21 protein-coding genes are annotated in these 23,240 nt (G+C 69.7%); 8 read left to right on the forward strand and 13 right to left on the reverse strand.

From position 1 onward, the window contains the following. The first annotated feature begins 7 nt into the window (after window positions 1–7). Entirely contained in the window at window positions 8–940 is a 933-nt protein-coding gene (locus ACFWZ4_RS13610; protein WP_439705219.1) for a LysM peptidoglycan-binding domain-containing protein, read from the forward strand. Between the two features lie 55 nt (window positions 941–995). Here ACFWZ4_RS13610 and ACFWZ4_RS13615 read toward each other — a convergent pair whose 3' ends face one another. The 4 genes from ACFWZ4_RS13615 to ACFWZ4_RS13630 form a co-directional block, all read right to left on the reverse strand. Beyond that, on the reverse strand, window positions 996–2,726 hold the full coding sequence (locus ACFWZ4_RS13615) for a protein kinase domain-containing protein (protein WP_439705220.1): 1,731 nt from the start codon (window positions 2,724–2,726) through the stop codon (window positions 996–998). Further along, a complete protein-coding gene (locus ACFWZ4_RS13620; protein WP_439705221.1) occupies window positions 2,711–3,235 on the reverse strand; it encodes an FHA domain-containing protein in 525 nt (174 codons plus the stop codon). Before ACFWZ4_RS13620 ends, ACFWZ4_RS13615 begins: the two co-directional genes overlap by 16 nt. A gap of 402 nt (window positions 3,236–3,637) precedes the next feature. After that, window positions 3,638–5,461 carry a DNA helicase RecQ gene (gene recQ / locus ACFWZ4_RS13625; RefSeq protein WP_439705222.1) on the reverse strand — a complete coding sequence of 608 codons (1,824 nt, stop codon included), beginning with the start codon at window positions 5,459–5,461 and terminating at the stop codon, window positions 3,638–3,640. Between the two features lie 117 nt (window positions 5,462–5,578). Beyond that, window positions 5,579–5,917: an MGMT family protein gene (locus ACFWZ4_RS13630; protein WP_439705223.1), complete on the reverse strand. Its 339-nt coding sequence runs from the start codon at window positions 5,915–5,917 to the stop codon at window positions 5,579–5,581. Window positions 5,918–5,981: 64 nt separating this feature from the next. On the opposite strand from ACFWZ4_RS13630, the gene ACFWZ4_RS13635 reads away from it, so the two are divergent. After that, a complete protein-coding gene (locus ACFWZ4_RS13635) occupies window positions 5,982–6,386 on the forward strand; it encodes a hypothetical protein (protein WP_231323679.1) in 405 nt (134 codons plus the stop codon). Window positions 6,387–6,479: 93 nt separating this feature from the next. Here the strand turns inward: ACFWZ4_RS13635 and ACFWZ4_RS13640 are convergent, their stop codons facing one another. Both ACFWZ4_RS13640 and ACFWZ4_RS13645 read right to left on the reverse strand, forming a co-directional pair. Further along, complete coding sequence (locus ACFWZ4_RS13640; protein ID WP_439705224.1) at window positions 6,480–7,601, reverse strand: inorganic phosphate transporter; 1,122 nt, start codon at window positions 7,599–7,601, stop codon at window positions 6,480–6,482. A gap of 10 nt (window positions 7,602–7,611) precedes the next feature. Continuing rightward, window positions 7,612–8,241 (reverse strand): DUF47 domain-containing protein, encoded by a 630-nt coding sequence (locus ACFWZ4_RS13645; protein ID WP_439705225.1) that lies wholly within the window; start codon window positions 8,239–8,241, stop codon window positions 7,612–7,614. A 165-nt stretch (window positions 8,242–8,406) separates the two neighbouring features. Here ACFWZ4_RS13645 and ACFWZ4_RS13650 point away from each other — a divergent pair, with 165 nt between their 5' ends. The 4 genes from ACFWZ4_RS13650 (at window position 8,407) to ACFWZ4_RS13665 (ending at window position 14,315) form a co-directional block, all read left to right on the forward strand. Then, window positions 8,407–9,729, forward strand: a complete 1,323-nt coding sequence (locus ACFWZ4_RS13650; RefSeq protein WP_439705226.1) for a hemolysin family protein — start codon at window positions 8,407–8,409, stop codon at window positions 9,727–9,729. Between the two features lie 92 nt (window positions 9,730–9,821). Beyond that, complete coding sequence (gene otsB / locus ACFWZ4_RS13655; protein WP_439705227.1) at window positions 9,822–10,652, forward strand: trehalose-phosphatase; 831 nt, start codon at window positions 9,822–9,824, stop codon at window positions 10,650–10,652. 69 nt (window positions 10,653–10,721) lie between these two features. Further along, window positions 10,722–12,107 (forward strand): alpha,alpha-trehalose-phosphate synthase (UDP-forming), encoded by a 1,386-nt coding sequence (otsA, locus tag ACFWZ4_RS13660; RefSeq protein WP_439705228.1) that lies wholly within the window; start codon window positions 10,722–10,724, stop codon window positions 12,105–12,107. A gap of 252 nt (window positions 12,108–12,359) precedes the next feature. Continuing rightward, on the forward strand, window positions 12,360–14,315 hold the full coding sequence (locus ACFWZ4_RS13665; RefSeq protein WP_439705229.1) for a CocE/NonD family hydrolase: 1,956 nt from the start codon (window positions 12,360–12,362) through the stop codon (window positions 14,313–14,315). Window positions 14,316–14,389: 74 nt separating this feature from the next. Here ACFWZ4_RS13665 and ACFWZ4_RS13670 read toward each other — a convergent pair whose 3' ends face one another. Beyond that, window positions 14,390–14,995, reverse strand: a complete 606-nt coding sequence (locus tag ACFWZ4_RS13670; protein ID WP_439705230.1) for an HAD family hydrolase — start codon at window positions 14,993–14,995, stop codon at window positions 14,390–14,392. 64 nt (window positions 14,996–15,059) lie between these two features. Beyond that, window positions 15,060–15,569, reverse strand: a complete 510-nt coding sequence (locus tag ACFWZ4_RS13675; RefSeq protein WP_439705231.1) for a RidA family protein — start codon at window positions 15,567–15,569, stop codon at window positions 15,060–15,062. A 129-nt stretch (window positions 15,570–15,698) separates the two neighbouring features. Between ACFWZ4_RS13675 and ACFWZ4_RS13680 the strand changes: the two genes are divergently transcribed. After that, on the forward strand, window positions 15,699–16,172 hold the full coding sequence (locus tag ACFWZ4_RS13680; protein ID WP_439705232.1) for a GNAT family N-acetyltransferase: 474 nt from the start codon (window positions 15,699–15,701) through the stop codon (window positions 16,170–16,172). A 70-nt stretch (window positions 16,173–16,242) separates the two neighbouring features. Then, window positions 16,243–16,494 (forward strand): hypothetical protein, encoded by a 252-nt coding sequence (locus ACFWZ4_RS13685; protein ID WP_439705233.1) that lies wholly within the window; start codon window positions 16,243–16,245, stop codon window positions 16,492–16,494. On the opposite strand, the gene ACFWZ4_RS13690 is transcribed toward ACFWZ4_RS13685, so the two are convergent. The 5 genes from ACFWZ4_RS13690 to ACFWZ4_RS13710 form a co-directional block, all read right to left on the reverse strand. Then, a complete protein-coding gene (locus ACFWZ4_RS13690; RefSeq protein WP_439705234.1) occupies window positions 16,491–16,838 on the reverse strand; it encodes a GFA family protein in 348 nt (115 codons plus the stop codon). The genes ACFWZ4_RS13685 and ACFWZ4_RS13690 overlap by 4 nt on opposite strands. Before the next feature lie 101 nt (window positions 16,839–16,939). Continuing rightward, window positions 16,940–20,026, reverse strand: a complete 3,087-nt coding sequence (locus ACFWZ4_RS13695; protein WP_439705235.1) for an efflux RND transporter permease subunit — start codon at window positions 20,024–20,026, stop codon at window positions 16,940–16,942. Window positions 20,027–20,030: 4 nt separating this feature from the next. Beyond that, a complete protein-coding gene (locus ACFWZ4_RS13700; protein ID WP_439705236.1) occupies window positions 20,031–20,939 on the reverse strand; it encodes a hypothetical protein in 909 nt (302 codons plus the stop codon). Further along, complete coding sequence (locus ACFWZ4_RS13705) at window positions 20,936–22,348, reverse strand: TolC family protein (protein ID WP_439705237.1); 1,413 nt, start codon at window positions 22,346–22,348, stop codon at window positions 20,936–20,938. Before ACFWZ4_RS13705 ends, ACFWZ4_RS13700 begins: the two co-directional genes overlap by 4 nt. 75 nt (window positions 22,349–22,423) lie before the next feature. Further along, window positions 22,424–23,167 carry a SapC family protein gene (locus ACFWZ4_RS13710; RefSeq protein ID WP_439705238.1) on the reverse strand — a complete coding sequence of 248 codons (744 nt, stop codon included), beginning with the start codon at window positions 23,165–23,167 and terminating at the stop codon, window positions 22,424–22,426. Between the last annotated feature and the right edge of the window lie 73 nt (window positions 23,168–23,240).

The following is a 23,240-nucleotide window of genomic DNA, read 5'->3' on the forward strand; positions in this document are numbered from 1 at the left end:
GCAATCGGTGCAGAACACGGATTACGCGCGCCATGTCGCGCAGGGCCAGCGACTGGGGCCGCTGGTGCTGGTCGGACTGCTGGCGATCGGGTTGGGCGGCTGCGCCCAGTTGCAGCAACTGAAGGCGCGCATGAGCGGCCACAACAAGCCGGCGGTGACGGTGACGCCGGCGCCCGCCTCGGCGCCGGTGCGCGCCCCGGCCGACGAGGCGCCGCCGCCCTCGCTGGCCTCCATCATCAACGACCAGTTGCAGTCGGGCCACTATGCCGAGGGCGAGCGGCAACTGCGCCGGTACTTGCAGGTCTATCCGGACGATCGCGCGGCCCAGTCGGTGTTGCGCCAGCTCACCGTCGATCCGGAAGAAGCGCTGGGACACGCCTCGCGCCCGTATGTGGTGCGTCCAGGCGATTCCTACAGCACGCTGGCGGCCCGTTTCCTGGGGGACGGCGGACGGTTCCTGATCCTGGCGCGGTACAACGATTCGGCCGATCCGTCGATGCTGCGCGTGGGCCAGACGCTGCGCGTGCCCGCCTCGCGACTGGCCGCCGGCACGCGACCGGAAGGTCCGGTGCAGGCGCCCGACGCCACGGCTGCAGCGCCGCCCTCCGGCGACGGTTCCGGCACGGCCAGGGCGCGCCACCTGCAGGACGAAAGCCTCGCGTTGCTGCACAAGGGCCAGCACAGCCAGGCGCTGGAACGGATGGACCAGGCGCTGGACGTCGATCCGCAATTGCCGCCTTCCGGCGCGGACGCCAAGGCGCTGCGCGAGCAGCTGGTTGCGGTCTATCACCAGCGCGCGATCGTGCTGTACCGCGACCAGCAACTGGACCAGGCGATCTCGCTATGGAACCGCGTGCTGGCGATCGAACCGGACTTCGAGCCGGCGACGGTATACCGCGCGCGGGCGCTGGAGCTCAAACAGCGGTTGAAGCAGTACTGAGGAAACGGCGGGTGACAGGGAGCCGATTCCGCCCCGGCGCCCGGCAAGCTCACCACTAATGCCGTGTCGCCTTGTCCTCCACCCGCTGCTCGGTGGGCATGATGCGGGTAGGTAGTTCGAGCGGAACCGTCGGTTTGACGGCGGGCCGGCGGGGTCGTCGCTCGCGCGCCTGCAGGGCATTGCACATCAGGTTGAAGGCGGTGAACAGGCGGCCAAGTTCGTCGTGGCGCACCAGCCGGATGCGATGCCCGAAGTCACCGCGGCCGACCCGCAGCATCGCCTCGCCGAGCACGTCCAGCAAGCCGAGCAGGCGGCGGAACAACCAGTAGGCGGCACCGGTCACTGCCGCCAGCGTCACCAGCAGCACGGCCACGATGGCTTTGAGCGTGGTCTTCTGCGCAGCGCGCAGCGGTGCGTCGCTGATGCCCAGCCGCAGCTGGCCGACCTTGGCCGTCTGGTAGTTGACCGGCACGTCGAACACCAGCATTTCGCCGGAGTCGTCGCCGTCGGGGAGGCGCACGCGGTAACTGGCGATGTCGGCCGCGCCCGGCAGGAACTCCTCGTTGGTGCGCTCCGGCAGCGGCTTGTCCTGCTCGTCCGCGCGGGTGCTGGCGATCACTTCGCCGTAGCGGTTGGCCACGGCCAGGTAATAGATCTGCTTGTTGCGCGCGATGTCCTGCACCAGCGCGCGCGTGGCGGCGCGGTCGTCCAGCAACAGGTTTTCCGCCGCCTCGCTGGCGACCATCCGGCCAAGCGAGCGTCCATAGTCCTGCGCCAGGCCGGTGACCGCGGCGTTCTGCCGGGTGTAGATCGCCGCCAGTCCGATCAGCAGCGTCAGGCTCAACACCGCAGCCAGGATGCCGGCCCAGCGCAGCCGCAGCGAGATCAGCCGCGTGGCGATCGGCTTCGCGTGCAGGCGCTCGTACTCGCGCAGCGCCAGGCGCAGATCGTCGATCAGCTCGGCGCCGCGCTGGTAGCGGTCCTGCGGCGCTGGCGCGAGCAGCGTCTGCACGATGTCCAGCAGGATCGAAGGCGTGAACGCGTCGCGCAGCTGCAGCGTGGGCTGCGGCAGGCGCTGGCGCTCGGCCTGCAGGCGCCGGACGTCGCCGGTTTCCTCCCACGGCAACTTGCCGCTCAACAGCCAGAACAGCACCACCCCCAGCGAGAACAGGTCGCTGCGCGCGTCGGTACGTTCGCCGGACAGATGCTCCGGCGCCATGTAGGCGGGCGTGCCGCCGACCTCGCGGCGCGGTCCGCCGGGACTGCGCGGGTCGCGCCGTTCGGCGATGCCGAAGTCGCTCACCTTGGCATGCTGCCAGCCGTCGGAGAGCATTATGTTCTCCGGCTTGATGTCCTGGTGGACCACACCTTGCGCGTGCGCATAATCGAGCGCCCCCGCGATCTGCTCGACCAGGCCCAAGATCACCGGCAACGCGGGAAAGCCCTCACGGGCCACCCGGCTGGCCAGGGTGTCGCCCGAAAGCCGCTCCATCGCGATATAGGGACGACCGTCCTCCATCTCGCCCACGTCGAACAGGGTGACAATATGCGGGTGGGTCAGATGGCCGACCGCGCGTGCCTCGGTGACGAAGCGCGCGCGATAGGCCGGATCGGCCGCCACCGCATTGCGCAGGCACTTGATCGCGACCTGGCGCTCGATTTCCGGATCGAAGCCGGCGTAGACCACCGCCATCGCGCCGGCGCCGAGCACGCCCTCGATGCGGTAGCGTCCCACCGTCGGCGGGACGGCACGTTCTTCGGCGACTGGGGTCAGACCAGCCACCATGCCGCTACTCCCATTGCAACCAGCGCGGCGGCGCCGAGCGCCAGCCAGCCGTGCCGGGCCGCCGCCCCGGCACCGCGTTCGCGGGTGAGGAAGGTGAATTCCATCTGCCCGAAGCGGACGCGGTCGCCGTGGCGCAGGGTCGCCTCGTGGACGCGCTTGCCGTTCACGAAGGTGCCGTTGGTCGACAGGGTGTTCATGACCACGTAGTGGTTCTGCTGGTTCATGATCCAGGCATGCGAGGCCGACACGCTCAGATCGTCCAGCACGATGTCGTTGTCGCCGCGCCGGCCGATCGTCTGCCGGCCCGAGCGCAGGGAGATCCGCTTGCCCTGGAGCGCCCCGGTGGCACCCTCCAGCACCGGGGCGGCGGCGCTGGCGCGGCCGAGCAGGACGGGCGCGGCCTCGCGGGCGACCTGGCGCAGTTCCTCGGCGGAGAACAGCCGGGTTCCCTGCGGTCCGGACGATCGCTTGCTGCGGGAAAGAACGGGTGTCTGGCCAGAGCTGTCCATCGATATGCCTCGGTGGTATATCCGCGCACTATAACCAAGCGTCTGTCATCAAGGCATCGGGACACCTGGACCGCACCGTTACATCCCCGGAGCGCGACCGCGTTCACAGAGTTCAGGGCGATGCCGATACCCCCTCCCGCCTTTTGCCGGAACTGGCGACCCCCAGCCCTCCGGTGCCGCAGCCATCCACGAAACTGCGTCCGGTCCGGGCCCCGATGCAGCGCGCCCCGGGGGTCGTCTGGCGCAGCCCGGCGGGCCTCGCGACTATCGACACGGAGCGTGCATGGCGCGTGAATCCCGAACGGCCCGATTCCGGTACCGCGGCGGGCGCACCCTCCCGGCTCGCCGCGGCACGACCGAGAGGCTCCGCGACCTCGGGCGGCGAGGGACGCCAGCCAACCGTTACGGCACCTGGTCGGTCGCGTTGATCACGGCCAGGAAATCGCGGCCGTATCGCTTGAGCTTGGCTTCGCCCACGCCGCTGACTTCCGCCAGCTCGTCCTCGTTGGCGGGCATGGCGCGCAGCATGGCCAAGAGCGTGGCGTCGTGGAAGACCACGTAGGGCGGTACGCCCTGCTGCTTGGCCAGGCGCGTGCGCAGCGCACGCAAGGCATCCCACGTCGCCTGTTCGTAGGCTTCGATGCCCAGGCTGGCGCCGGTCACCAGCTGGCTGTCGCGGCGACGGCGGGCACTGCGCACGGGACGGGCGTCCTCGCGCAGCAGCACCGATTGGCTGCCGGTCAGCACTGCCCGGCTGGCTGGCGTGAGGCGCAGGGTGCCGTAGCCCTCGGCATCGGCTTCGAGCAGGCCGGCGGCGAGTAGCTGACGGAACACCGAGCGCCAGCCTTTCTCGTCCATGTCGGCGCCGATGCCGAACGTGGTCAGGCGTTCATGGCCCAACTGGCGCATGCGCTCGCCCTCGATGCCGCGCAGGATGTCGATCACGTGCCCGGCACCGAAACGCTGGCCGCTGCGGTAGACCGCCGACAGCGCCTTCTGCGCGGGGACGGTGGCATCCCAGGTCCTGGGCGCCTCGAGGCAGTTGTCGCAGTTGCCGCAGGGTCCCTCGTAGTCCTCGCCGAACGCGCCCAGCAGAAGCTCGCGCCGGCAGCGGGTGGCCTCGGCGAAGCTGAGCAGACTCTCCAGCTTCTGGCGCTCGATGCGCTTGCGTTCGTCGGCTGAGTCGGACTGGGCGATCATCTGGCTCATCGTCACCACGTCGGACAGGCCATAAAGCATCAGGGCCTCGGCCGGCAGGCCGTCGCGACCGCCGCGGCCGGTCTCCTGGTAGTAGCCCTCCATCGAGCGCGGCAGGTCCAGGTGCGCGACGAAGCGTACGTCCGGCTTGTCGATGCCCATGCCGAAGGCAACCGTGGCGACCATGACCACGCCATCCTCGCGCAGGAAGCGCTGCTGGTTGGCCGCGCGCACCCGCGCATCCAGGCCGGCGTGGTATGGCAACGCCTCGATACCGGCCTCGGCCAGCCAGGCGGCGGTGTCGTCGACCTTCTTCCGGCTCAGCGCATAGACGATCCCGGCCTCGCCACGGTGGCCATCGAGGAACTGCATCAGCTGCGTGCGCGGATTGTGCTTGAGCGTCACGCGGTAGCGGATGTTCGGCCGGTCGAAGCTGGAGACGAACCGGTGCGCCCGGCCCAGGCCGAGCCGCTCGACGATTTCCTCGCGGGTGCGCGCGTCGGCGGTGGCGGTGAGCGCGATGCGCGGGATCTGGGCAAAGCGCTCGGCCAATACCGCCAATTCGCGGTACTCCGGACGGAAGTCGTGGCCCCACTGCGAAACGCAGTGCGCCTCGTCGATGGCGAACAGCGCCACGTCGATCTGTTCGAGCAGGCCCAGGAAGCGGGGCGTGAGCAGGCGCTCGGGCGCCACGTAGAGCAGTTTCAGGCCGCCGGCGAGCAGGCGGCGTTCGACCTCGCGCTGGTCCTCGGGCGGCAGGCTGGAATTGAGGTAGGCCGCGGCCACGCCCGCTTCGCGCAAGGCATCGACCTGATCCTGCATCAGCGCGATCAGCGGCGAGACGACGATGGCCGTACCCGGTCGCAGCAGTGCGGGAATCTGGTAACACAGCGACTTGCCGCCACCGGTGGGCATGAGTACCAGCGCGTCGCCGCCCTCGGCCACCGCATGCACGATGGCCTGTTGCTGGCCGCGGAAGCTGGCGTAACCGAAGACGCTGTGGAGGAGATCGAGGGCGCGGGAAGACATCGGGTGCATGCTACCAAAGCAGCGTTCCGCGCCCGTCCGCGACGCGCGCCGGTAGCGGTAGGCAAAGCCGGATGCGGGTTGTAGGTCGCGGGTTGCGTGGGTGGGTTGAAGCCGACCCTACAAGGTCATGCCCCAGAGCACGCGGTCCAGGTCCGCATCCAGTCCAAAGCGCGACAGGGGCACGCGACCATTGACCACGTCGATGCCCTCGGCGCGCAGCAACCGGCACTGCTCGCGGAAGCCGCGACTGCCCGGCGGCAACGCAATGTGGCCGCTCGCGCGCAGCACGCGATGCCAAGGCAGTTCCATCCCGTCAGGTGTCTCGCCCAGCAGCTTGCCGACCAGCCGCGCGCGCCCCGGCAGCCCGGCGCGGGCGGCGATTGCGCCATAGCTGGCGACGCGGCCACGCGGGATGGCGGCGACGGCGGCATAGACGCGGGTGTGGCTTTCCTGCATGGCTCGTCACTTGGGCACGATGCGGCGGGAGGTTACCATCGGCGTCGCATCAAGGAGTCCGCCCATGCGCCATTTCGAAGCCGTGCGTTCCCACGTCGGCAGCCAGCACGCGCTGCGACAGAACGATCCGTACCTGATCAGCTTCGATCTGGCCCTGCCGCTCGGGCGCCACCAGGGCATCTATCTGGCCGAGCTGGAGGACGAGGGTGGCCGTCGCTACCTGCGCCTGTCCACACCGATCGGCCCCTTGGCGGGCACCGATCCGCGCCGCTGCCTGCGCTTCAACTGGGAACAACGCACCGGCTTCCTGGCCGTGGCCGATCTGGACGGATCGCCCTACCTGCACCTGTGCGAGAACCGTCCCTACGAGTTCCTCGACGGCGGCGAGCTCGAGCGCCTGATCGGCGAACTCGGCCAGTTGGGCGACCAGCTGGAGCAGGTCATCGCCAGCGGTGGCGACAGCTTCTGACGCAAACGGCGCGCGGCTTTTCGTGAAACCGCTGCCGGCGTGCCTTCCGCCGGGAGCATCGCCGTCAAGCGCAGCTTCTACAAAACTCCCGGATCAGTGCGCGAACAGCTGCACCAGCCGCACGAAGCCGTAGGCCAGCAGTGCGGTGATCGGCAGGGTCAGGATCCAGGCCCACACCATGCGCTCGACCACCGACCAGCGGATCGCGTTGAAGCGCTTGGCCGCGCCCACGCCCATGATCGAGGCGGACACGTTGTGCGTGGTCGACACCGGGATACCGAACGCCGAGGCGGTGAGGATCACCGCGGCCGAGCTGCCCTCGGCGGCGAAGCCGTTGATCGGATGCAGCTTGACCATCTTGTGGCCGAGCGTCTTGATGATGCGCCAGCCGCCGCCGGCGGTGCCCGCGGCCATGGTCAGCGCGCACACCACCGCCACCCACGCCGGCACATTGAAGCCACCCTCGGCGGAACCGGCGATGCGCAGGAAACCCAGCCACTGCGGCAGGTGATCCATCTGGCCCGCGGCGGTACCGCCGGCCAGGGCGAGCGCAATGATGCCCATGCTCTTCTGCGCGTCGTTCATGCCGTGGGCCAGGCCCATCGCGCTGGCCGAGACGATCTGCGCCTTGCCAAAGAACGCGTTGACGAACGGCGTACGACCCAGCCGCTTCAGCCATCCCTTGCGGTTGGCCAGCCAGGCGAACAGCGCGTACAGCGCCCCCATCAACAGGAAGCCGATGATGAAGCCCATCAGCGGCGAGACCACCATCGGCACGACGACCTTCGGGATCACGCCCTTGCCGGCCCACCAGCCACCCTGCGACCAGATCACCGCGCCGAAGTTGTCGCCCGCCGCGGCGATCGCCGCGCCGACCAGCGCACCGACCAGTGCATGGCTGGAACTGGAAGGAAGGCCCAGCCACCAGGTGATCAGGTTCCACACCGTGGCCGCGAGCAACGCGCAGATCAACAGTTGCGGCCCGGCCTCGACCACGTGCGTGTCGATCAGTCCGGCGGCGATGGTCTTGGCCACCGCGGTGCCCCACAGCGCGCCGATGAGGTTGGTCACCGCCGCCAGCAGCACCGCCTGGCCGGGACTGAGTACCTTGGTCGCCACCACCGTGGCGATCGAGTTGGCGGTGTCGTGGAAGCCGTTGATGTAGGTGAAGGCGAGTGCGATCAGCACCACCGCGAAGACCAGGCCCAGGCTCATGCGCGCGGCCTCAGGAGTGCTTGAGCACGATCGAATAGACGATGTTGCCGACGTCGCGGCACTTGTCGATCGCCTTCTCGATCAGTTCGAACAGATCCTTGGCGAGCATCGCCTTCATCGCGTCGTGGCCTTCCACGTACAGCGTGCGGTAGGGCGCCAGCAGCATGCGATCACCCTCGGACTCCAGCGCCTGCAGGCGGTCCTGCAGCTTCTTGACCGGATCGATGCGCAGGCCGTGGCGCAGCTCGCCGATCATCTCGACGACCACGCTGACCGACTCTTCCAGCACGCAGGCGCGCTGGGCGAAATCGACGTCCGCCACGCGCTCGACCACGATCAGATAGCGCTCGGCGAACTTTTCCACCGTCTTGGGAATCTTGTAGAGCGCGGAATTGAGCGCCTCGATGTCTTCGCGATCCAGCGCGGTGACGAAGGTGTTGACCAGCTCCTCGCTGATCTGCGCGGCCAATGCCTTCTCGCGGGCACGAGCGCCGGCAAAGTCGGCCATCACCGGCGCGCGCTCCTTGTGGGCGAGCATCTGGTGCAGTGCCTTGGCGCTGCCGTGCGCCGCCTCGGCGCTCTGCTCGAGCAGGCCGTAGAACCGGTCGCCCTTACCGAAAATCGTCTGCAATGAAAACATGCGCGTGCCTGGAAGCCGGAGTGAGGGGTCAAACAGGCGACATGTTACAGGAGCCACCGCGGCAACGGCTGACGCTGGCCTTCACTGGCCATGCACGCCCCACTGCGTGCTTGCCGGGCATCCCGTACACTGCGCACCCATGCGACCCCGAAGTCACCCGCCGCGATGCTGACCGATATCGCGCTCGTCATCCTTCTGTCGGTGTTCAACGGCTTTTTCGCGTTGTCGGAAATGGCGCTGGTCACCTCGCGCAAGAGCCGCCTCAAGCAGATGGCCCAGGGCAGCCGGCGCGCCCGGGTGGCGCTGCGCCACGCCGAGGCGCCGGAACACTTCCTCTCGACCGTGCAGGTGGGCATCACGCTGGTGATGCTGGTGACCGGCGCGGTGGCCGGCGACCGGCTCGGCGACCGCTTCGCCGAGTTGCTGCAGGGAGGCCGGATCAGTTGGCTCGCACCCTATGCCCACGGCCTGGGCATCGTGATCGGTTTCGTGGTGATCTCCTACATCCAGATCGTGATCGGCGAGTTGCTGCCCAAGCGGCTGGCCTTGTCGGCGCCGGAGCGGCTTTCCGGGTTCGTCGCCATGCCGATGCTTTTCTTGGCGCGGGTCACCGGCCCGTTCGTATGGCTGCTCAACCGCTCCAGCGGGCTACTGCTCAAGCTGCTGCGGGTGAACGACCAGGGCAGCGGCAGGGTTACCGAAGAGGAGATCCGTTTGCTGGTCGCCGAAAGCGCCGAGCAGGGCGTACTGGACCCGGACGAGCACAACATGGTCAACCGCGTGCTGCGCCTGGGCGACCGCACGGTCGACAGCGTGATGACCCCGCGCATGCGCATCGCCTGGCTGGACCGGTCCGCCTCGCGCGAGGAGAACATCGCCGTGATGCGTGAGACGCCCTACTCACGCTACCCCGTCTACCAGGGCGACGAGAGCGATGTGGTCGGCGTGCTGGAGGTCAAGAGCCTGATCGGCGGCATGACCGGCGATACGCCGGAGCTGTTCCGCCAATTGGCCAAGCCGCTATATGTCCCGGCCACGGCTCGCGCGATGGACCTGCTGGAGGAATTCCGGGACGCCGAGACGCCGGTGGCGCTCGTGGTGGACGAGTACGGCGATATCGATGGGCTGGTCACGCTCAACGACCTGCTCGCCGCCGTGGTCGGCGCCAGCCAGCTCGGTCATGGCGGCAGCGAAGAGCACCCGCCGATCGTGGCGCGCGAGGATGGCAGCTGGCTCGTCGACGGGTCGCTCTCCACCGAGGACCTGCGCGAACTGCTCCACGTCGAGCGCCTGCCCGGCGAGGAGGAGCACGAGTTCCGCACCGCCGCCGGCATGGTGATGACCGCGCTGGCACACATCCCGCAGGTAGGCGAGGTCTTCGCCTGGCGTGGCATCCGCTTCGAGGTGGTCGACCTCGATGGTGCGCGTATCGACAAGCTGCTGGTGACGCCCGCCCCGCGCATCGAGGCGGCCGACGACGAGCAGTAGTTGGCCAAACTTGGCACGGCACTGACCGCGTTCGGCCTTTCACATCCCCCTTTGCTAGTCTCGGACCGATGTCTTCGTCCAAGTCCGCCAGCGTGAGCTCGTCCCTGCCGGCGCCACCGTTGCCCCGGCCGGACCAGCGCTGGGCCCTGTTCCTCGACGTGGACGGGTGCCTGCTGGACTTCGCCGACGACCCGGCAGCGGTGATCGTCACTCCTCGACTGCGCGCGGTCCTGCAGGCGCTGCACGACCGGCTCGGCGGCGCGCTGGCCCTGGTCAGCGGGCGCGGCGTGAAAGATCTGGACCGACTGTTCGACACGCCGGCCTGGGCGCTTGCCGGCCTGCACGGCTACGAGCTGCGTTACGACGACGGCCGCCATCGCGAGCTCACCGCCGATCCGGCCGACCAGGCGCGCATGCGCGCCGCGGTGCAGGCATTGGCCGATCGGCTCGACGGCGTGCAACTGGAAGACAAGCAGCACGCCATGGCGCTGCACTGCCGGCGCGCCCCGGACCGCCTGCCGGCCTTGCGCGCGGCGGCCGAGGCGGTCGCCGCCGATCTGCCAGGTTATGAGCTGCAGCCGGGCAACCTGGTGATGGAGTTCAAGCCGACCGGAATGGACAAGGGCCGCGCCGTGGACGAACTGATGCAGCAGTTGCCGTTCGCCGGCCGTACCCCGGTGTACCTGGGTGACGACCTGACCGACGAGCACGCTTTCCATGCGGTCAATCGCGCCGGCGGGATCAGCGTGCGGATCGGGCAGCGCGAGCCCAGCCATGCCCGGTTCACGCTGCCTAGCCCGGCCGCCGTCCAGGCTTGGCTGGAGCGGGTGCGGGACGCGCCCGGCCACGGACAAGACCTTGCACAGGGAGTACCGATCGATGCCGACAACGGCGGAGGACAATTACCCGACCGCCAGCCCTGAGCTGGACCTGACCGGCGCCTGCCGTACCGCCCCGCCGTGGACCGCCCGCGCGCACCCCGGGGGCGCGCGATGACGCGCACCGGCAAGAAGCCCGGGCGACTGGTGGTGGTCTCCAACCGTGTCGCCATGCCAAAGCAGACGGCTACCGGCGGCCTCGCCTCGGCCATGCGCGCGGCGCTGCAGGAACGTGGCGGACTGTGGTTTGGCTGGAGCGGCAAGCTCGCCACGCATACCGCCGAGGAGCTGCACCGGCTCAGCGACGACGCGATCGAGTACGTCACCATCGACCTCTCGCGCGCCGACCACGACGACTTCTACGCCGGTTTCGCCAATCGCACGCTGTGGCCGCTGTTCCACTACCGGCCCGACCTGGTCGATTACCAGCGCAGCCATCTGGAAGGCTATCTGCGGGTCAACGCGATTTTCGCCGACGAGCTGGTCAAGCTGCTCGAACCGGACGACATCATCTGGGTGCACGACTACCACCTGATCCCGCTGGCCGCGATGCTGCGCGAGCGCGGCGTGCGCAACCGCATCGGCTTCTTCCTGCACACGCCGCTGCCGGCAGCCGCGCTGCTGATAGCGCTGCCCAAGCACCGCGAGCTGCTCGAAACGCTGGCCAGCTATGACCTCGTCGGCCTGCACACCGCGCGCGACCTGCGTGCGCTGGAGGACTATTTCCTGCACGAGGTGGGCGGCGCGATGCGTCCGGGAGGACGGCTGCGCGCGGCCAATGGCCGCCTGTTCCGCGCCGGCGTGTTCCCGATCAGCATCGACACCGCCGAGGTGGCCGAGGTGGCACGCAAGGCGATGGGCGAGGATGCGGTGCGCGAGTTCAAGCAGAGCCTGGACGGGCGCGACCTGGTCATCGGCGTCGACCGGCTGGACTATTCCAAGGGCCTGGCGCAGCGCTTCGAAGCCCTCGCCCACGTCCTGGAGCGCTCGCCCGCGCTGCACAGCCACGTCACCCTGCTGCAGATCGCCCCACCCTCGCGCGGCGCGGTGCCCGAATACCGGCTGATCCGTCGCGAGCTCGAGCGCATGGCCGGCCACATCAACGGCAGGTTCGCCACGCCCGAATGGGTGCCGATCCGCTACGTCAACCAGTCCTTTCCGCACAGCCTGCTGGCCGGCTACTACCGCGTGGCGCGGGTGGGCCTGGTCACGCCTTTGCGCGACGGCATGAACCTGGTCGCCAAGGAATACGTGGCCAGCCAGGATCCGAAGAATCCGGGCGTACTGGTGCTGTCGCGCTTCGCCGGTGCAGCCCAGGAGCTGACCGAGGCGCTGCTGGTCAATCCTGCCGATACGGTCGAGGTGGCCGATGCGCTGGAGCGCGCGCTGGCGATGCCCCTGCGCGAGCGGATCGCGCGGTGGCGGTCGATGATGGACGTGTTGCAGCGGCATGACCTGACCGCGTGGCGGATTGCCTTCCTGCATGCGTTGACGAGTTGATCGCGCGGGGATGGCGATCCGGCTGCACTTTGGCATCTGCTCGGCCCGGATTCTCGCCGGCCCGGCCTGCTCCCGTTCCCGCCCAGCGCGAATGGCTATTGGCCCGCGCGTCGAAAAAGCCTCCAAACGCCCCGGGCGCCGGCGCGCCCTTGCGGAAATCACCGTCCAAGCGCCCCGCCCCGAGTGCGGCCAGCCCGCACACCCTGCCCCGATCCGATTACGCTAGCCCGGTTGCCCCAGGGGAGCCCCGCCATGAAGTCACGCCTCGCCGTCCGACCGATCCTGCTGGCCCTGCTGCTCGCCGCCAGCGCCGCGCTGCCCGCCGCCGACGCACCGCAGTCGGCATACCCGAACTATCCCAGCGAAACGCCGGCGCATTTCACGCCCGTCACCGCGGGCTTCGACTACGAACGGCGCGATGTGATGATCCCGATGCGCGACGGCGTGAAGCTGCACACCGTGATCCTGGTTCCCAAGGGCGCGAAGCGCGCCGGCACCCTGCTCACCCGCACGCCCTACGATGCCGATGCGCTGACCAGCCACACCATGAGCGGCCACCTTGCGCCGATGCTCCAGGGCTACGACAACGCCACCGACGTGATCGTCGAGGACGGTTACATCCGCGTGGTGCAGGACGTGCGCGGCAAGTACGGCTCCGAGGGCGACTTCGTGATGAATCGCCCGGTCCATGGGACGCTCAACCCGACGCCGGTGGACGACGCCACCGACACCTTCGACACCATCGACTGGCTGGTGAAGAACGTCCCCGAGTCCAACGGAAAGGTCGGCACGCTGGGCATTTCCTACGACGGCTTCGAGCCGCTGATGGCGCTGGTCGACCCGCACCCGGCGCTCAAGGTGTCGGTGCCGATGAACCCGATGGTCGACGGCTGGATGGGCGACGACTGGTTCCACAACGGTGCCTTCCGCCAGCAGAACATGTCCTACATCTACGAGCAGGAAGCCAGCCGGGACAACTCCGTCCGCTGGTGGACCAGTTTCCACGACGAATACGACCTGTTCATGCACTACGGCTCGGCCGGTGCGATGGGCGAGGCGTACGGCATGGGCCAGCTGGGCTTCTGGAACAAGATCGTGGCGCACCCGGCCTATGACGCGTTCTGGTCCGACCAGGCGGTGGACAAACTGCTGGCGAAGCAGCCGTTGAAGGTCCCGGTGATGCTGGTGCACGGCCTGTGGGACCAGGAGGACATCTACGGCGCAACGGCGGTGTACCGCGCGATCAAGCCCAAGGACACCGACGGCACCATGGTCAAGCTGGTGATGGGGCCGTGGTACCACGGGCAGCAGATCGACGAGGGCAGCGCGCTGGGCGCGATCCGCTTCGGCAGCGACACCGCGAAATATTTCCGCGAGCAGATCCTGCGGCCGTTCCTGGCGCAATACCTGAAGGACGGCGCGCCCAAGGCCGACATCGCGCCGGTCACCGCCTTCCAGACCGGCGCCAACCGCTGGCAGCGCCTGGACCACTGGCCGCTGGCGTGTGCAAAGGGGTGCGCCACGACGAGTCGCGCACTGTATCTGGAGCCGGACCATGCGCTGGGCTTCGCCGCCCCGGCCCAAGGCGCCGCCTATGACGAGTACGTGTCCGACCCGGCGCATCCGGTGCCGTTCCGTGCTCGCCCGATCCAGCCGGTCGGCTACGACAATGGCCAGACCTGGCAAGAGTGGCTGGTGGACGACCAGCGCGAGGCATCCGGCCGCACCGACGTGTTGACCTACGTCTCCGCGCCGCTGACCGCGCCGCTGACCATCGCCGGCGCGCCCGAGGTCCATCTGGTGGCCTCCACCAGCGGCACCGACAGCGACTGGGTGGTCAAGCTGATCGACGTCTATCCCGACCAGGTTGCCGAGCAGCCGCAGATGGGCGGCTACCAGCTGGCGGTGGCGATGGACATATTCCGCGGCCGCTACCGCACCGGCTTCGACAAGCCGGCGCCGCTGGCCACCGACCAGCCGCTGGACTACCGCTTCAGCCTGCCCAACGCCAACCACGTCTTCCTGCCCGGCCACCGGCTGATGGTGCAGGTGCAGTCGAGCTGGTTCCCGCTGTACGACCGAAACCCGCAGACCTACGTGCCGAACATCTTCAAGGCGAAGCCGGCCGATTACGTGAAGGCAACCCAGCGCGTGTACCACGCGCCGGGCAAGGCGAGCTTCATCGCGCTGCCGGTCGTGAGCCGCTGACGCGAATCCTCCCCCGCCTCGCGGGGAAAGGAAGCGCGCGGGAGCGACGGCGGTCCGCCAGGCATGCCGATCCGTCAGGCATGCGCCAACTGTTCCTGGCCGCGATAAAAGCGGTGGTGCGCGAGATCCAGCAACGCGAGGTCCTCGTGCGTGTCGCCATAGGCGTAGATGCGCCCGTACCTGGCCAGGTCGTAATGGGCACGGACCCGCAGCGCCTTTTCCTCGTTCACGCACTGCGCGCCCTGATAACGCCCGGTGAGGCGGCCATCGCGATGTTCCAGCGTGGAGCAGACCAGCCCCAGGCCGTGCAGGCGGCACCAGGGTGCGAGATAGACGTCCAGCCCGCCGGAAACCACCGCCACGGTGTCGCCCTGCTGCTGATGCCAGCGGACGCGCGCCATCACCTCCGGCCGCAGCAGCGGCGGCAGAGCCTCGTCGGCAAACGCCGCGCCATGGGCCTGTACGCTTGCGAGCGCCACGCCGGCGAAGCCGACGCGCACGACCGCGGTGCGCACCGCCACACCGGAGAGCACGCCACACTTGTAGCCGGCGACCCAGGGGGCCAGCAGCAGCCTGCCCCACGCCTGCCGGCGTGCCGGCACGGCGCGATACATGAACGTGGCCATGGTCTCGCGGGTGGTGATCGTTCCGTCGAAGTCGAACAGCGCAAGGTTCGCCACGCATCAATCCTTTTTCGCGTCGGCGCATTCTAAACAGCCGCACGGCCAGCCTGAGCGATACGGGTCAGCGTCGCGGCTTTCGTTCCACAGGCTGGACCGCCTCGGCGGCCACCTCGATCATCAGCTCGGGCCGGAACAGTGCGTCAACCTTCACCAGCGTGCTGGTGGCCGGCGCGTCGGTGGGCAAGTAACGCGCCCGCACATCGCGCAACACGTCCAGGTGCGCAAGGTCGGTGACGTACATGTCCGTGCGCACCACGTCCTCGAAGTCCAGTCCCGCACTCCTCAACGCGACGCGCAGGTTTTCGAACACCTGCACGCACTGCGCACGGAAATCGCCTTCGCCGACCACCCTGCCCTTGCGGTCCATCGCGACCTGGCCGGAAATCGACACCATCCGTCCCGGTGGCGCGATCACGACGTGCGAATAGCCGTGCGCTGGCGGCAGCGCGGACGGGTTGATGGCTTGCGGGGTGTCCTGGGCCTGTACGGCAGTGGCGAGGACCAGTCCCATGCAGGCCAGCAGGGCAACCGGCCTGCGCGAGGCGCGGGGAGTGGATAGACGTCCGTTCATCGGCATTTCTTCCGGGCAGGGGAGGCTCGCACCGTAGCAAAGCCCGGCCGGATTCGCGGGCGGGACTTCCCAGCCGCGCCTGCTCGGTGGTAGAACCGCTTCCATCGTTGCCAACCGAACGACCGCCGTATGAGCGACGCGAATTTCCTGATCCGCCTGGCCGAGGACGATGACGACTTCATCCTCGGGTTGGTCCCGCGTTTCGTGGAGTTTCCGCTGCCGCCCTGGCGCAAACGGCACACGTGCATCGATGGCATCCGCAAGGACCTGCTGCGTCACCTCGAGGACGGCACCGCCAACGACTTCCTGTTCATCGCCGAGGACGGCGACGGCACCGTGGTCGGCTTCATCGAACTGCAGAAGACTCAGGATTTCTTCACCGGTCGCACCAACTGCCACATCAACAACGTGGCGGTGGCGCCCGCCCACGAAGGCCGCGGCGTCGGCAAGGCGCTGATGGCGCACGCCGAAGCGTGGGCCCGCGAACACCGCTGCGCGCTGATCACCCTGGCGGTCTTCCCGGGCAACGAGCGGGCCCGTGCGATCTACGAAGCCGCCGGCTACGGCGTGGACCTGCTGCGGATGGTCAAGCCGGTCCAGTAACGAGCAAGATGCGGATGGCCGCGATCAGGGCGCGGCCGGAGGATGGGCACTCCCGCCGCGGAGCCGCGCCATGTCACGACCACTCCTGTTGCTTGTCCTCGCCGGCATGTTCGTCAGCGGCTCGCTGCGGGCAGACTGCGAGTTGCTGTACGCATCGCCGGAGGTACGCACCCGGCTGCTGGCATTCCATTACACGAACGAGCTTCGTCGGGCGCGGGAGCGGGAGCAGCATTCGGTGATCGACGGCGGGCGCAAGCCGCCAGCCGCCGCGACCGCGCGTCATCGCGCCGTGCCCGCGGGGTCGGGCGGCAGGACGCGCTAGAAGCTGCGCCCGTCCACCGGCACGCGTTTGAGCGCGGCCAGATCCAGCCCTTCCAGGCACCGCGCGTTGATCGCGGCCATCGGCTGGCCGTCCGGCGCGGTCCCGAACGCCAGCGGCGCACAGCCGCATTGCGGGCAGAAGCGGTGCTCGATCGCATGCTTGTTGAAAGTGTAGGCCGCCATGTCGGCTTCCGGCGTGGCCAGCTCAAGCTGGCCGCGCGGCACGAACCAGAGCAGGTAGCCCTTGCGGCTGCAGTGCGAGCAGTTGCAGTCGGTCACCTGGTCAAGCTCGCCCTCGACGTCGAAGGCGATGCGGCCGCAATGGCAGCTGCCGTGGTAATGCATGATCGATCCCGTGTCCGTGGCCGAAGCCCATTGGAGCACGCCAGGCCTGCGTCCGCAGGGGGCTTCGGCCCACCACGGACGTCCGATGGTGGCCGAAGCCCCTACGCCGGACTGGACGGGGTGGCAGGTCGCAGGTAGCGGCCAGCAAGCGCCGGCATGACGAGCAGGTTGAGCACGGTGGACGTGAGCAGGCCGCCCAGGATCACGATAGCCATCGGCCCCTCCACCTCGCGCCCCGGCTCGCCGCTGCCCAGCGCCAGCGGCAGCAGGCCCAACGCGGTGACCAGCGCGGTCATCAGGATCGGCGTGAGCCGCTCGCGCGCGCCGCGCAGCACCGTGTAGCGGTTCCAGTGCGCGCCTTCGGTGGCGACCAGGTGCTCGTAGTGGGCGATCAGCAGGATGGTGTTGCGCGCGGCGATGCCGAACAGGGTGACGAAGCCGACCAGGGCGCCGATCGACAGCACACCGCCGGCCAGCGCTGCGGCGATCACGCCGCCGACCAGCGCGAACGGCACGTTGGCCAGGATCAGTGCCACGCTGCGCCGGTCGGGGAAGGAGAGCAGCAACAGCGCGATGATCGCGGCGCCCGCGAGCGCGCTGTGCAACAGCAACGCATGTTGCGCGGCTACCGCGCCCTCGGCGGCGCCGCCGAACTCGACGTAGTAGCCCGCCGGAAGCTTCAGTTGCCGGTCCAGCTTCGCGCGGGCGTGCGCCACGAAGCCGACCACGTCGGACGTGGCCGGCGTCACCGCCAGCACGAGGCGGCGCCGGCCGCCTTCGTGCTGCACGGTGGCGCGACCCTTGACCAGGTCGACCGTGGCGACCTCCGACAGCGGCACGCTCTGGCCGTCGGCGGCCGGCAGCAGCAACGCGCCGACGGCCTCCGGGTCGCGCACGGCTGTGTCGTCGAGAGTCAACCGGATCGCCACCGGCTGGACGCCGCGGTAGACCTCGCCGACGACCACGCCCTGGTGAGCGGCGGCCACGGCATCCAGCACGTCGGTCATGCGCAGGCCGCGGGCGGAAAGCCGGTCCGGATCGGGCGCGATGCGCAAGGTCGGCACGTCGGCCGATTCGGCCAGCCGCACGCTGCCGGCGCCGGGAACGGCCCTTACGATGGACTGCGCCTTCGCCGCCAGCGTGTCGAGGCGATCCAGGTCGGAGCCGTAGAGGCTCAGCGTTACCGGTGCCGTTTCGCCCGAGAGCGATTCGCTGATGCGGTCGCCGAGGAAGGTCACCACTTCCGAACTCAGGCCCGGATAGCCGTCCAGAAGTTTGCGCAGCGCGTTCTCGATGCGCACCTGCGCGTCAGCCGCCAGGTCCGGCTTCAACTCCACGTGCAGCTCGCCGCGGTTGGGCGGCCAGGTGTCCTGCACCGCTTCGGCGCGGCCCATCTGCAGCGACACGCTGGCCACGCCGGGGATCGCCAGCACGCCGCGGCTGATGCGTTCGCCGATGCGGTCCATCTCCGCCAGCGAGGCGCCCGAAGGTCCGGTCAGCTGCAGCACGAAATGCCCCTCGCGGAACTCGGGCAGCAGCGAGGCACCGAAGAACGGCAATGCCGCCACCGCCAGCGCGCCGACGACCAGCGCGGCCGCCAGCAGCGCGCCACCATGCGGCAGCGCGCGCTCGAGCAGGCGGTGCTGGGCGAGCTTGGTGCGTTTGAGCCAGCGCGGCTCGCGATGGCGGCGACCCGGGCGCAGCAGCCACAGGCACAGCGCGGGCGTCACCGTCAGCGCCACCAGCAGCGACGCGAAAGTGGCCAGCAGGAATGCACCGGCCAGCGGTGCGAAGAAACTGCCTTGCAGGCCCGGCAGCAACAGGATCGGCACGAACACCAGACCGACCACCACGGTGGCCAGCACCACCGGCCGGCGCACTTCCAGCGAGGCGGCCAGGACCGTGTCGATGCGCGGTATCCCGTCGCCCGCCGTGCGCAGGCGCCGGTCGATGTTCTCCACGTCGATGATCGCGTCGTCCACCACCACGCCCAACGCCACCGCCAGGCCGCCCAGCGTCATCGTGTTGATGGTCCAGCCGAACCAGCGCAGCGCGAGCACGGCCAGCGCCAGCGACAGCGGGATGCTGACGAAGGAAATCAGCGCCGTGCGCCAGTCCTTCAGGAACAGCACCAGCACCAGCAATACCAGCGCGGCTCCGAAGGCCAGCGCATCGCGCATGTTGGCAAGCGCCACCTCGACGAAGGTCGCCGGGCGATGCAGCGCCGGCACCAGCGTGACGCCCTGGCCGCCGAGCATGGGCTTGAGATCGTCCAGCGCCCTTTCCACCGCGCGCGTGACTTCGAGCGTATTGCTGCCGTACTGGCTGGTCATCGCGATGAGGATGCCCGGACGTGCGTCGATGCGTGCGTCGCCGAACGCCGGCGCGGCGCCGACGCCGACGCTGGCCACGTCCGCCAGGGTGACGTTGCGCCCGGCATGGCGAGTCAGTACGGTGCGGCCCAGTTGCGCCGGGTCGGCGAGGCCGCCATCGGCTTCGAGCACCACACGCTGGTCGGGCGTGTCCATGTAGCCGGCGCCGCGCACGCCGCTGGCGGCGGAGGCAGCCGCGCGCACGTCTTCGAGGGTGAGGCCGTAGGCGGCCAGGCGGTCCGGATGCACGCGCACGTCCCATTCGCGCACGCCGCCGCCGAACACGATCGCGTCGGCCACGCCGGGCACGGCGAGCAGGCGCGGCTTGACGGTCCAGTCGGCAAGATCGCGCAGGGCCAGCGGATCGAGCCGATCACTGACCAGGCCGATCTTGAGCAGGTCCATGGTCGAGGACGTCATCGGGCTCAACGACGGCGCATCGACACCGGCCGGCAGGTTGGCGGCCGCCTCGCCGACCCGCTCGGCCAGCAGCTGGCGATCGCGGAACGGATCGCTGCCTTCCTTGAACACCACGTCGATCACCGCCAGGCCCTGGATCGACTGCGAACGCACCACGTCGACGGCCGTGGTTCCGTTGACCGCGTTCTCGATCGGCTGGGTGACGCGTTGCTCGACCTGCAGCGCGGTGAAGCCCGGTGCCTCCACCTGCACGGTGGCCTGTGCCGGCACGAAATCGGGAAACACGTCGTAGCGGGCGTCGATGAGCCGCTGCACGCCGAGCGCCAACACCAGCACGGCCAGCAGCACCACCCAGCCGGCGGCGCGCAACGCGCTGCGGACGATGGCGACGAGCACGGCGTCAGTCGTCCGAGGCGTCGGCGGCGCTGCCCGCTACCGGCGCGGCGTCGACCGCGACCAGCGCCTCGGCACCCTGCACCACCACGCGCTCGCCCGGCTTGAACGGCGAACCGACCAGCCAGCCGGCCGCGGTCATCGCCCGCGGGTGCACCGCGCGGCGTTCGAACTGCGTGGTTCCGGTGGCGACGTAGGCCCAGTCCAGCCCGTTCCAGCGCACGATCGCCGCGCGCGGCAGCAGCACGCCGCGCAGCGGCTTGCCCTCGCCGTGCAGGTTCACGGTCAGCACCATGCCGGGCACCAGCGGACCGGCATCGGCCTGCAGCAGCCAGCCGGCGGCCAGTCCCGAACTGCTGCGTGGCAGGCGGCCGAGCACCTGCGCGGAAACGTCGGCGCCGTGCGGCAGCTGCAGCGTGGCGGCGCGCACCTGCAAGGTTCCGTCGGGACGGCCCAGCGGCTCGGCCTTGAGCAGCACCTGGCGGCCTCCCACGAGTGCGTCGAGCAGACGGTCGCGGTGTGCGGAGGCCATGTCGGCGAGATCGTCGCCCCATGCGCTGCGCAGTGCCACGCGCGCCTCGCGCAGTCGCGCCTGGTCGGCGGTCGCCTGCGCCTGCGCCGCCTCCAGCGCCTTGCGCGAGGCGTTGCCCGCGGCGGCGAGCAACGCCTGCGTGCGCGCCAGCTCCGCATGCGAGGCCTGCGCCGCCGCCCGCGCCGCCTCGAGGTCGTCGATGGCCTTGGCCAGCGGCACCGGGTCGAGCACGTCGGCGACCGCGCGCGTGGTCGGCGCCTGCTGGCCTTCGGCAAGTGTGGCAAGGCGCAGGCCGAGCCGCGCCTGGGACGCGGCGTCCAGTTCGGTGGCCGTGGCGTGGCCGACAAGGACAAGCAGGAGGGCGAGCGGTGCGAGGCGTTTCATGGGCGATCTCCCACGGCGGGCCGGAGCGCGGCCTCGGTCGGATCCAGCGGGGTGCGCAGGGCGTCTTCCAGCGCCGCCTCGGCCTGCCAGGCGGCGTCGAGCGCGGTGAGCGCCGACTGGTTTGTCGCAAGCGCGGCCAGGCGTGCGTCCAGCAGGGCAGCGCGGTCGATGGCGCCGAGCTTGAATGCGTGTTCGGCCTGGTCGCGAGCGCGCACGGCGGCCTGCTCTCCCGCGCGCGCGGCCGCCAGCGCCGGCAGCGCCGCGGCCAGCCGCGAGCGCGCGGCGTCGATGGCACTGGCGATATCGGCCTGCACCGCGCGCACGTGGGCCGCCGCCGCTTCACGCCGCGCGCGTGCCTCGGCGATCGGCCCCTGGTTCTGGTTGAACACGGGCAGGCTGAGGCTGGCGTTGAAGGTGAGCTTGCGGATGCCGTGGTCGTAGGTGTAGCCCGGCCCGAGCGAGAGCTGCGGGTACTGCGCGTGGACCTGCTGGTGCAGTTCGGTCTCGCGGTCGGCGTAGTCGACCAGCGCGCGCTCCAGGTCGCTGCGCACCAGCAGGGCGTGGTCGGCAAGCGTGTCCAACCGGGCGGTCGGCGGCGCGGCGGGCCGGTCGAAATCATCCCAGCGCAGGTCGAGCCCCTGCACCGCGGAGATCGGTACGCCGATCGCACGCGCCAGTTGCGCCCGCGCGCTGGCGGCGCGCTGGGTGGCGGCAGCCTCTTCGCTGCGAGCCTGGGCCAACGTCTGCACGGCCAGCAGGGCGACCTGCGGGGCGTCTTCACCCAACGCCACGCGCTGGCGCGCGGCCAGCTCCAGCGCGGTGGCGGCGGCCACCGTGCGGGCGGCCAGGGTCTCCTGGCGACGGGCAATCCATTGTTGTTCCAATGCATCGCGCACGGCGCTGCGCACGCTCCACAGCTTGCCGGCGTAATCCAGCCGCGCGCCGCGCACGCCCTGGCTGGCCAGTTGCACGCGCAGGCGCCGGCGCAGGCCGCCGTCGAGCAGGAAGTCCGTGCTCAGGCCCCACAACCAGGGCGCGCTGCCGGCCTGCGCCTGGGTGTAGCGTTCCAGCGCCAGCCCCAGCGTCGGATTGGCGCGCACGCCCGCCGTCTGCACCGCGGCGCTGGCCTCGGCCAGGTGCGCCCGCGCCTCGGCGACGTCCGGATTGAGCGCGAACGCCGCGAGTACCAGTTCGGCGCGACCGTAACGCGCGGGTGGCCATTGCCCCTGATCGCGCGCCGGCAACCACGGTCGCAACTGCGCGGCGAGGGCCGGATCATCCAGCCGGCGTGCCTGCCACTGCGCACGCGTCGCGACCGGGTCGACCGGCGCAGGGCGGTAAGTGGCACAGCCTGCCAACATGGTCACCACCGCGGCGCCGGCGGCCAGGCAAAAAAAAGGATGGCGCATGGGCGCCATCCTTGCAGAACGTGCTTAGCGCTCTCTAAGGCCGTCCGGCAGGGCGGCCCCGGCGCTTGTCCGACTTCAGGCCTTCGCCCGCTCGCGCTGGTCCAGGCGCTGCACCAGGCGATCGATGTTGGGCAGCGACAGCAGGTGCGCGTAGATCCAGCCCATCACGCCTTCCTTGAGGAACTCGTGCGCGGTCTTCTCGTCGAGCTGGCGCAGCTTTTCCTCGTTGACCACGAACAGGCCGTTGAGGTTGATCGCGTTGCCGTCCTTCTCCAGGCGGATGTTGCGCGGCTCGAGCAGGTCGTGCTTGCGCAGCTGTTCCATGAACGCGTGGGTGCGCGTCACGTGCTGCTGGAACTCGCCCAGGAAGCCGACGGCGTTGGCCAGCATTTCGCTGTCCGTGCCGTCTTCCTTGAAGAGGCGCTCGCCTTCATCGCTGCCGAAACCCTCGTAGGATTCGTCGAGAAACACGGTGAAGTCGTCGCCCTCGGCGCCCGCCGGCTTCTCGGCCAGGATGAACGGGTAGCGGCGCACGAAGGCCGGCACGTACACGCCCTGCGCCCACTTGCCGTTCTCGTCCACCAGCAGGTTCTCGTTCTGGCGCAGGCCCAGCAGCGCCATCGGGCCGGCGTCCTCGATGCTCTGGCCGGCGAACAGGATCGGCACGTCGCGCGCGGCGATCGGGAACTCCGCGGCCGTCAGCGGCACCGAGTGCGCAGCGGCGGCGAACTTCACGCCCGGGATGCTCTTCAGGCGCAAGTCCTTGTGCTGGTTGCGGTTGAGCGGCACCGGGCGCTCGTAGAAAAGTACTTCAGCCACGTCTTCTTACCTCTGCCCCGCCGTGCCGGGGTCGCCACCGATGGCTCCCCCTCCCAAACCCGGCGTCGGGTCG

It is taken from the genome of Frateuria sp. GZRe12 (assembly GCF_051900535.1).
In the GTDB taxonomy this organism is placed as follows: Bacteria; Pseudomonadota; Gammaproteobacteria; order Xanthomonadales; family Rhodanobacteraceae; genus Frateuria_A.

Coding starts and splice junctions, on each gene's coding strand:
- ACFWZ4_RS13615 (WP_439705220.1), bottom strand. CDS start 2,726: ATGGTGGCTGGTCTGACCCCAGTCGCCGAAGAACGTGCCGTCCCGCCG.
- ACFWZ4_RS13620 (WP_439705221.1), bottom strand. CDS start 3,235: ATGGACAGCTCTGGCCAGACACCCGTTCTTTCCCGCAGCAAGCGATCG.
- recQ (WP_439705222.1), bottom strand. CDS start 5,461: ATGTCTTCCCGCGCCCTCGATCTCCTCCACAGCGTCTTCGGTTACGCC.
- ACFWZ4_RS13630 (WP_439705223.1), bottom strand. CDS start 5,917: ATGCAGGAAAGCCACACCCGCGTCTATGCCGCCGTCGCCGCCATCCCG.
- ACFWZ4_RS13635 (WP_231323679.1), top strand. CDS start 5,982: ATGCGCCATTTCGAAGCCGTGCGTTCCCACGTCGGCAGCCAGCACGCG.
- ACFWZ4_RS13640 (WP_439705224.1), bottom strand. CDS start 7,601: ATGAGCCTGGGCCTGGTCTTCGCGGTGGTGCTGATCGCACTCGCCTTC.
- ACFWZ4_RS13645 (WP_439705225.1), bottom strand. CDS start 8,241: ATGTTTTCATTGCAGACGATTTTCGGTAAGGGCGACCGGTTCTACGGC.
- ACFWZ4_RS13650 (WP_439705226.1), top strand. CDS start 8,407: ATGCTGACCGATATCGCGCTCGTCATCCTTCTGTCGGTGTTCAACGGC.
- otsA (WP_439705228.1), top strand. CDS start 10,722: ATGACGCGCACCGGCAAGAAGCCCGGGCGACTGGTGGTGGTCTCCAAC.
- ACFWZ4_RS13665 (WP_439705229.1), top strand. CDS start 12,360: ATGAAGTCACGCCTCGCCGTCCGACCGATCCTGCTGGCCCTGCTGCTC.
- ACFWZ4_RS13675 (WP_439705231.1), bottom strand. CDS start 15,569: ATGAACGGACGTCTATCCACTCCCCGCGCCTCGCGCAGGCCGGTTGCC.
- ACFWZ4_RS13680 (WP_439705232.1), top strand. CDS start 15,699: ATGAGCGACGCGAATTTCCTGATCCGCCTGGCCGAGGACGATGACGAC.
- ACFWZ4_RS13685 (WP_439705233.1), top strand. CDS start 16,243: ATGTCACGACCACTCCTGTTGCTTGTCCTCGCCGGCATGTTCGTCAGC.
- ACFWZ4_RS13690 (WP_439705234.1), bottom strand. CDS start 16,838: ATGCATTACCACGGCAGCTGCCATTGCGGCCGCATCGCCTTCGACGTC.
- ACFWZ4_RS13700 (WP_439705236.1), bottom strand. CDS start 20,939: ATGAAACGCCTCGCACCGCTCGCCCTCCTGCTTGTCCTTGTCGGCCAC.
- ACFWZ4_RS13705 (WP_439705237.1), bottom strand. CDS start 22,348: ATGCGCCATCCTTTTTTTTGCCTGGCCGCCGGCGCCGCGGTGGTGACC.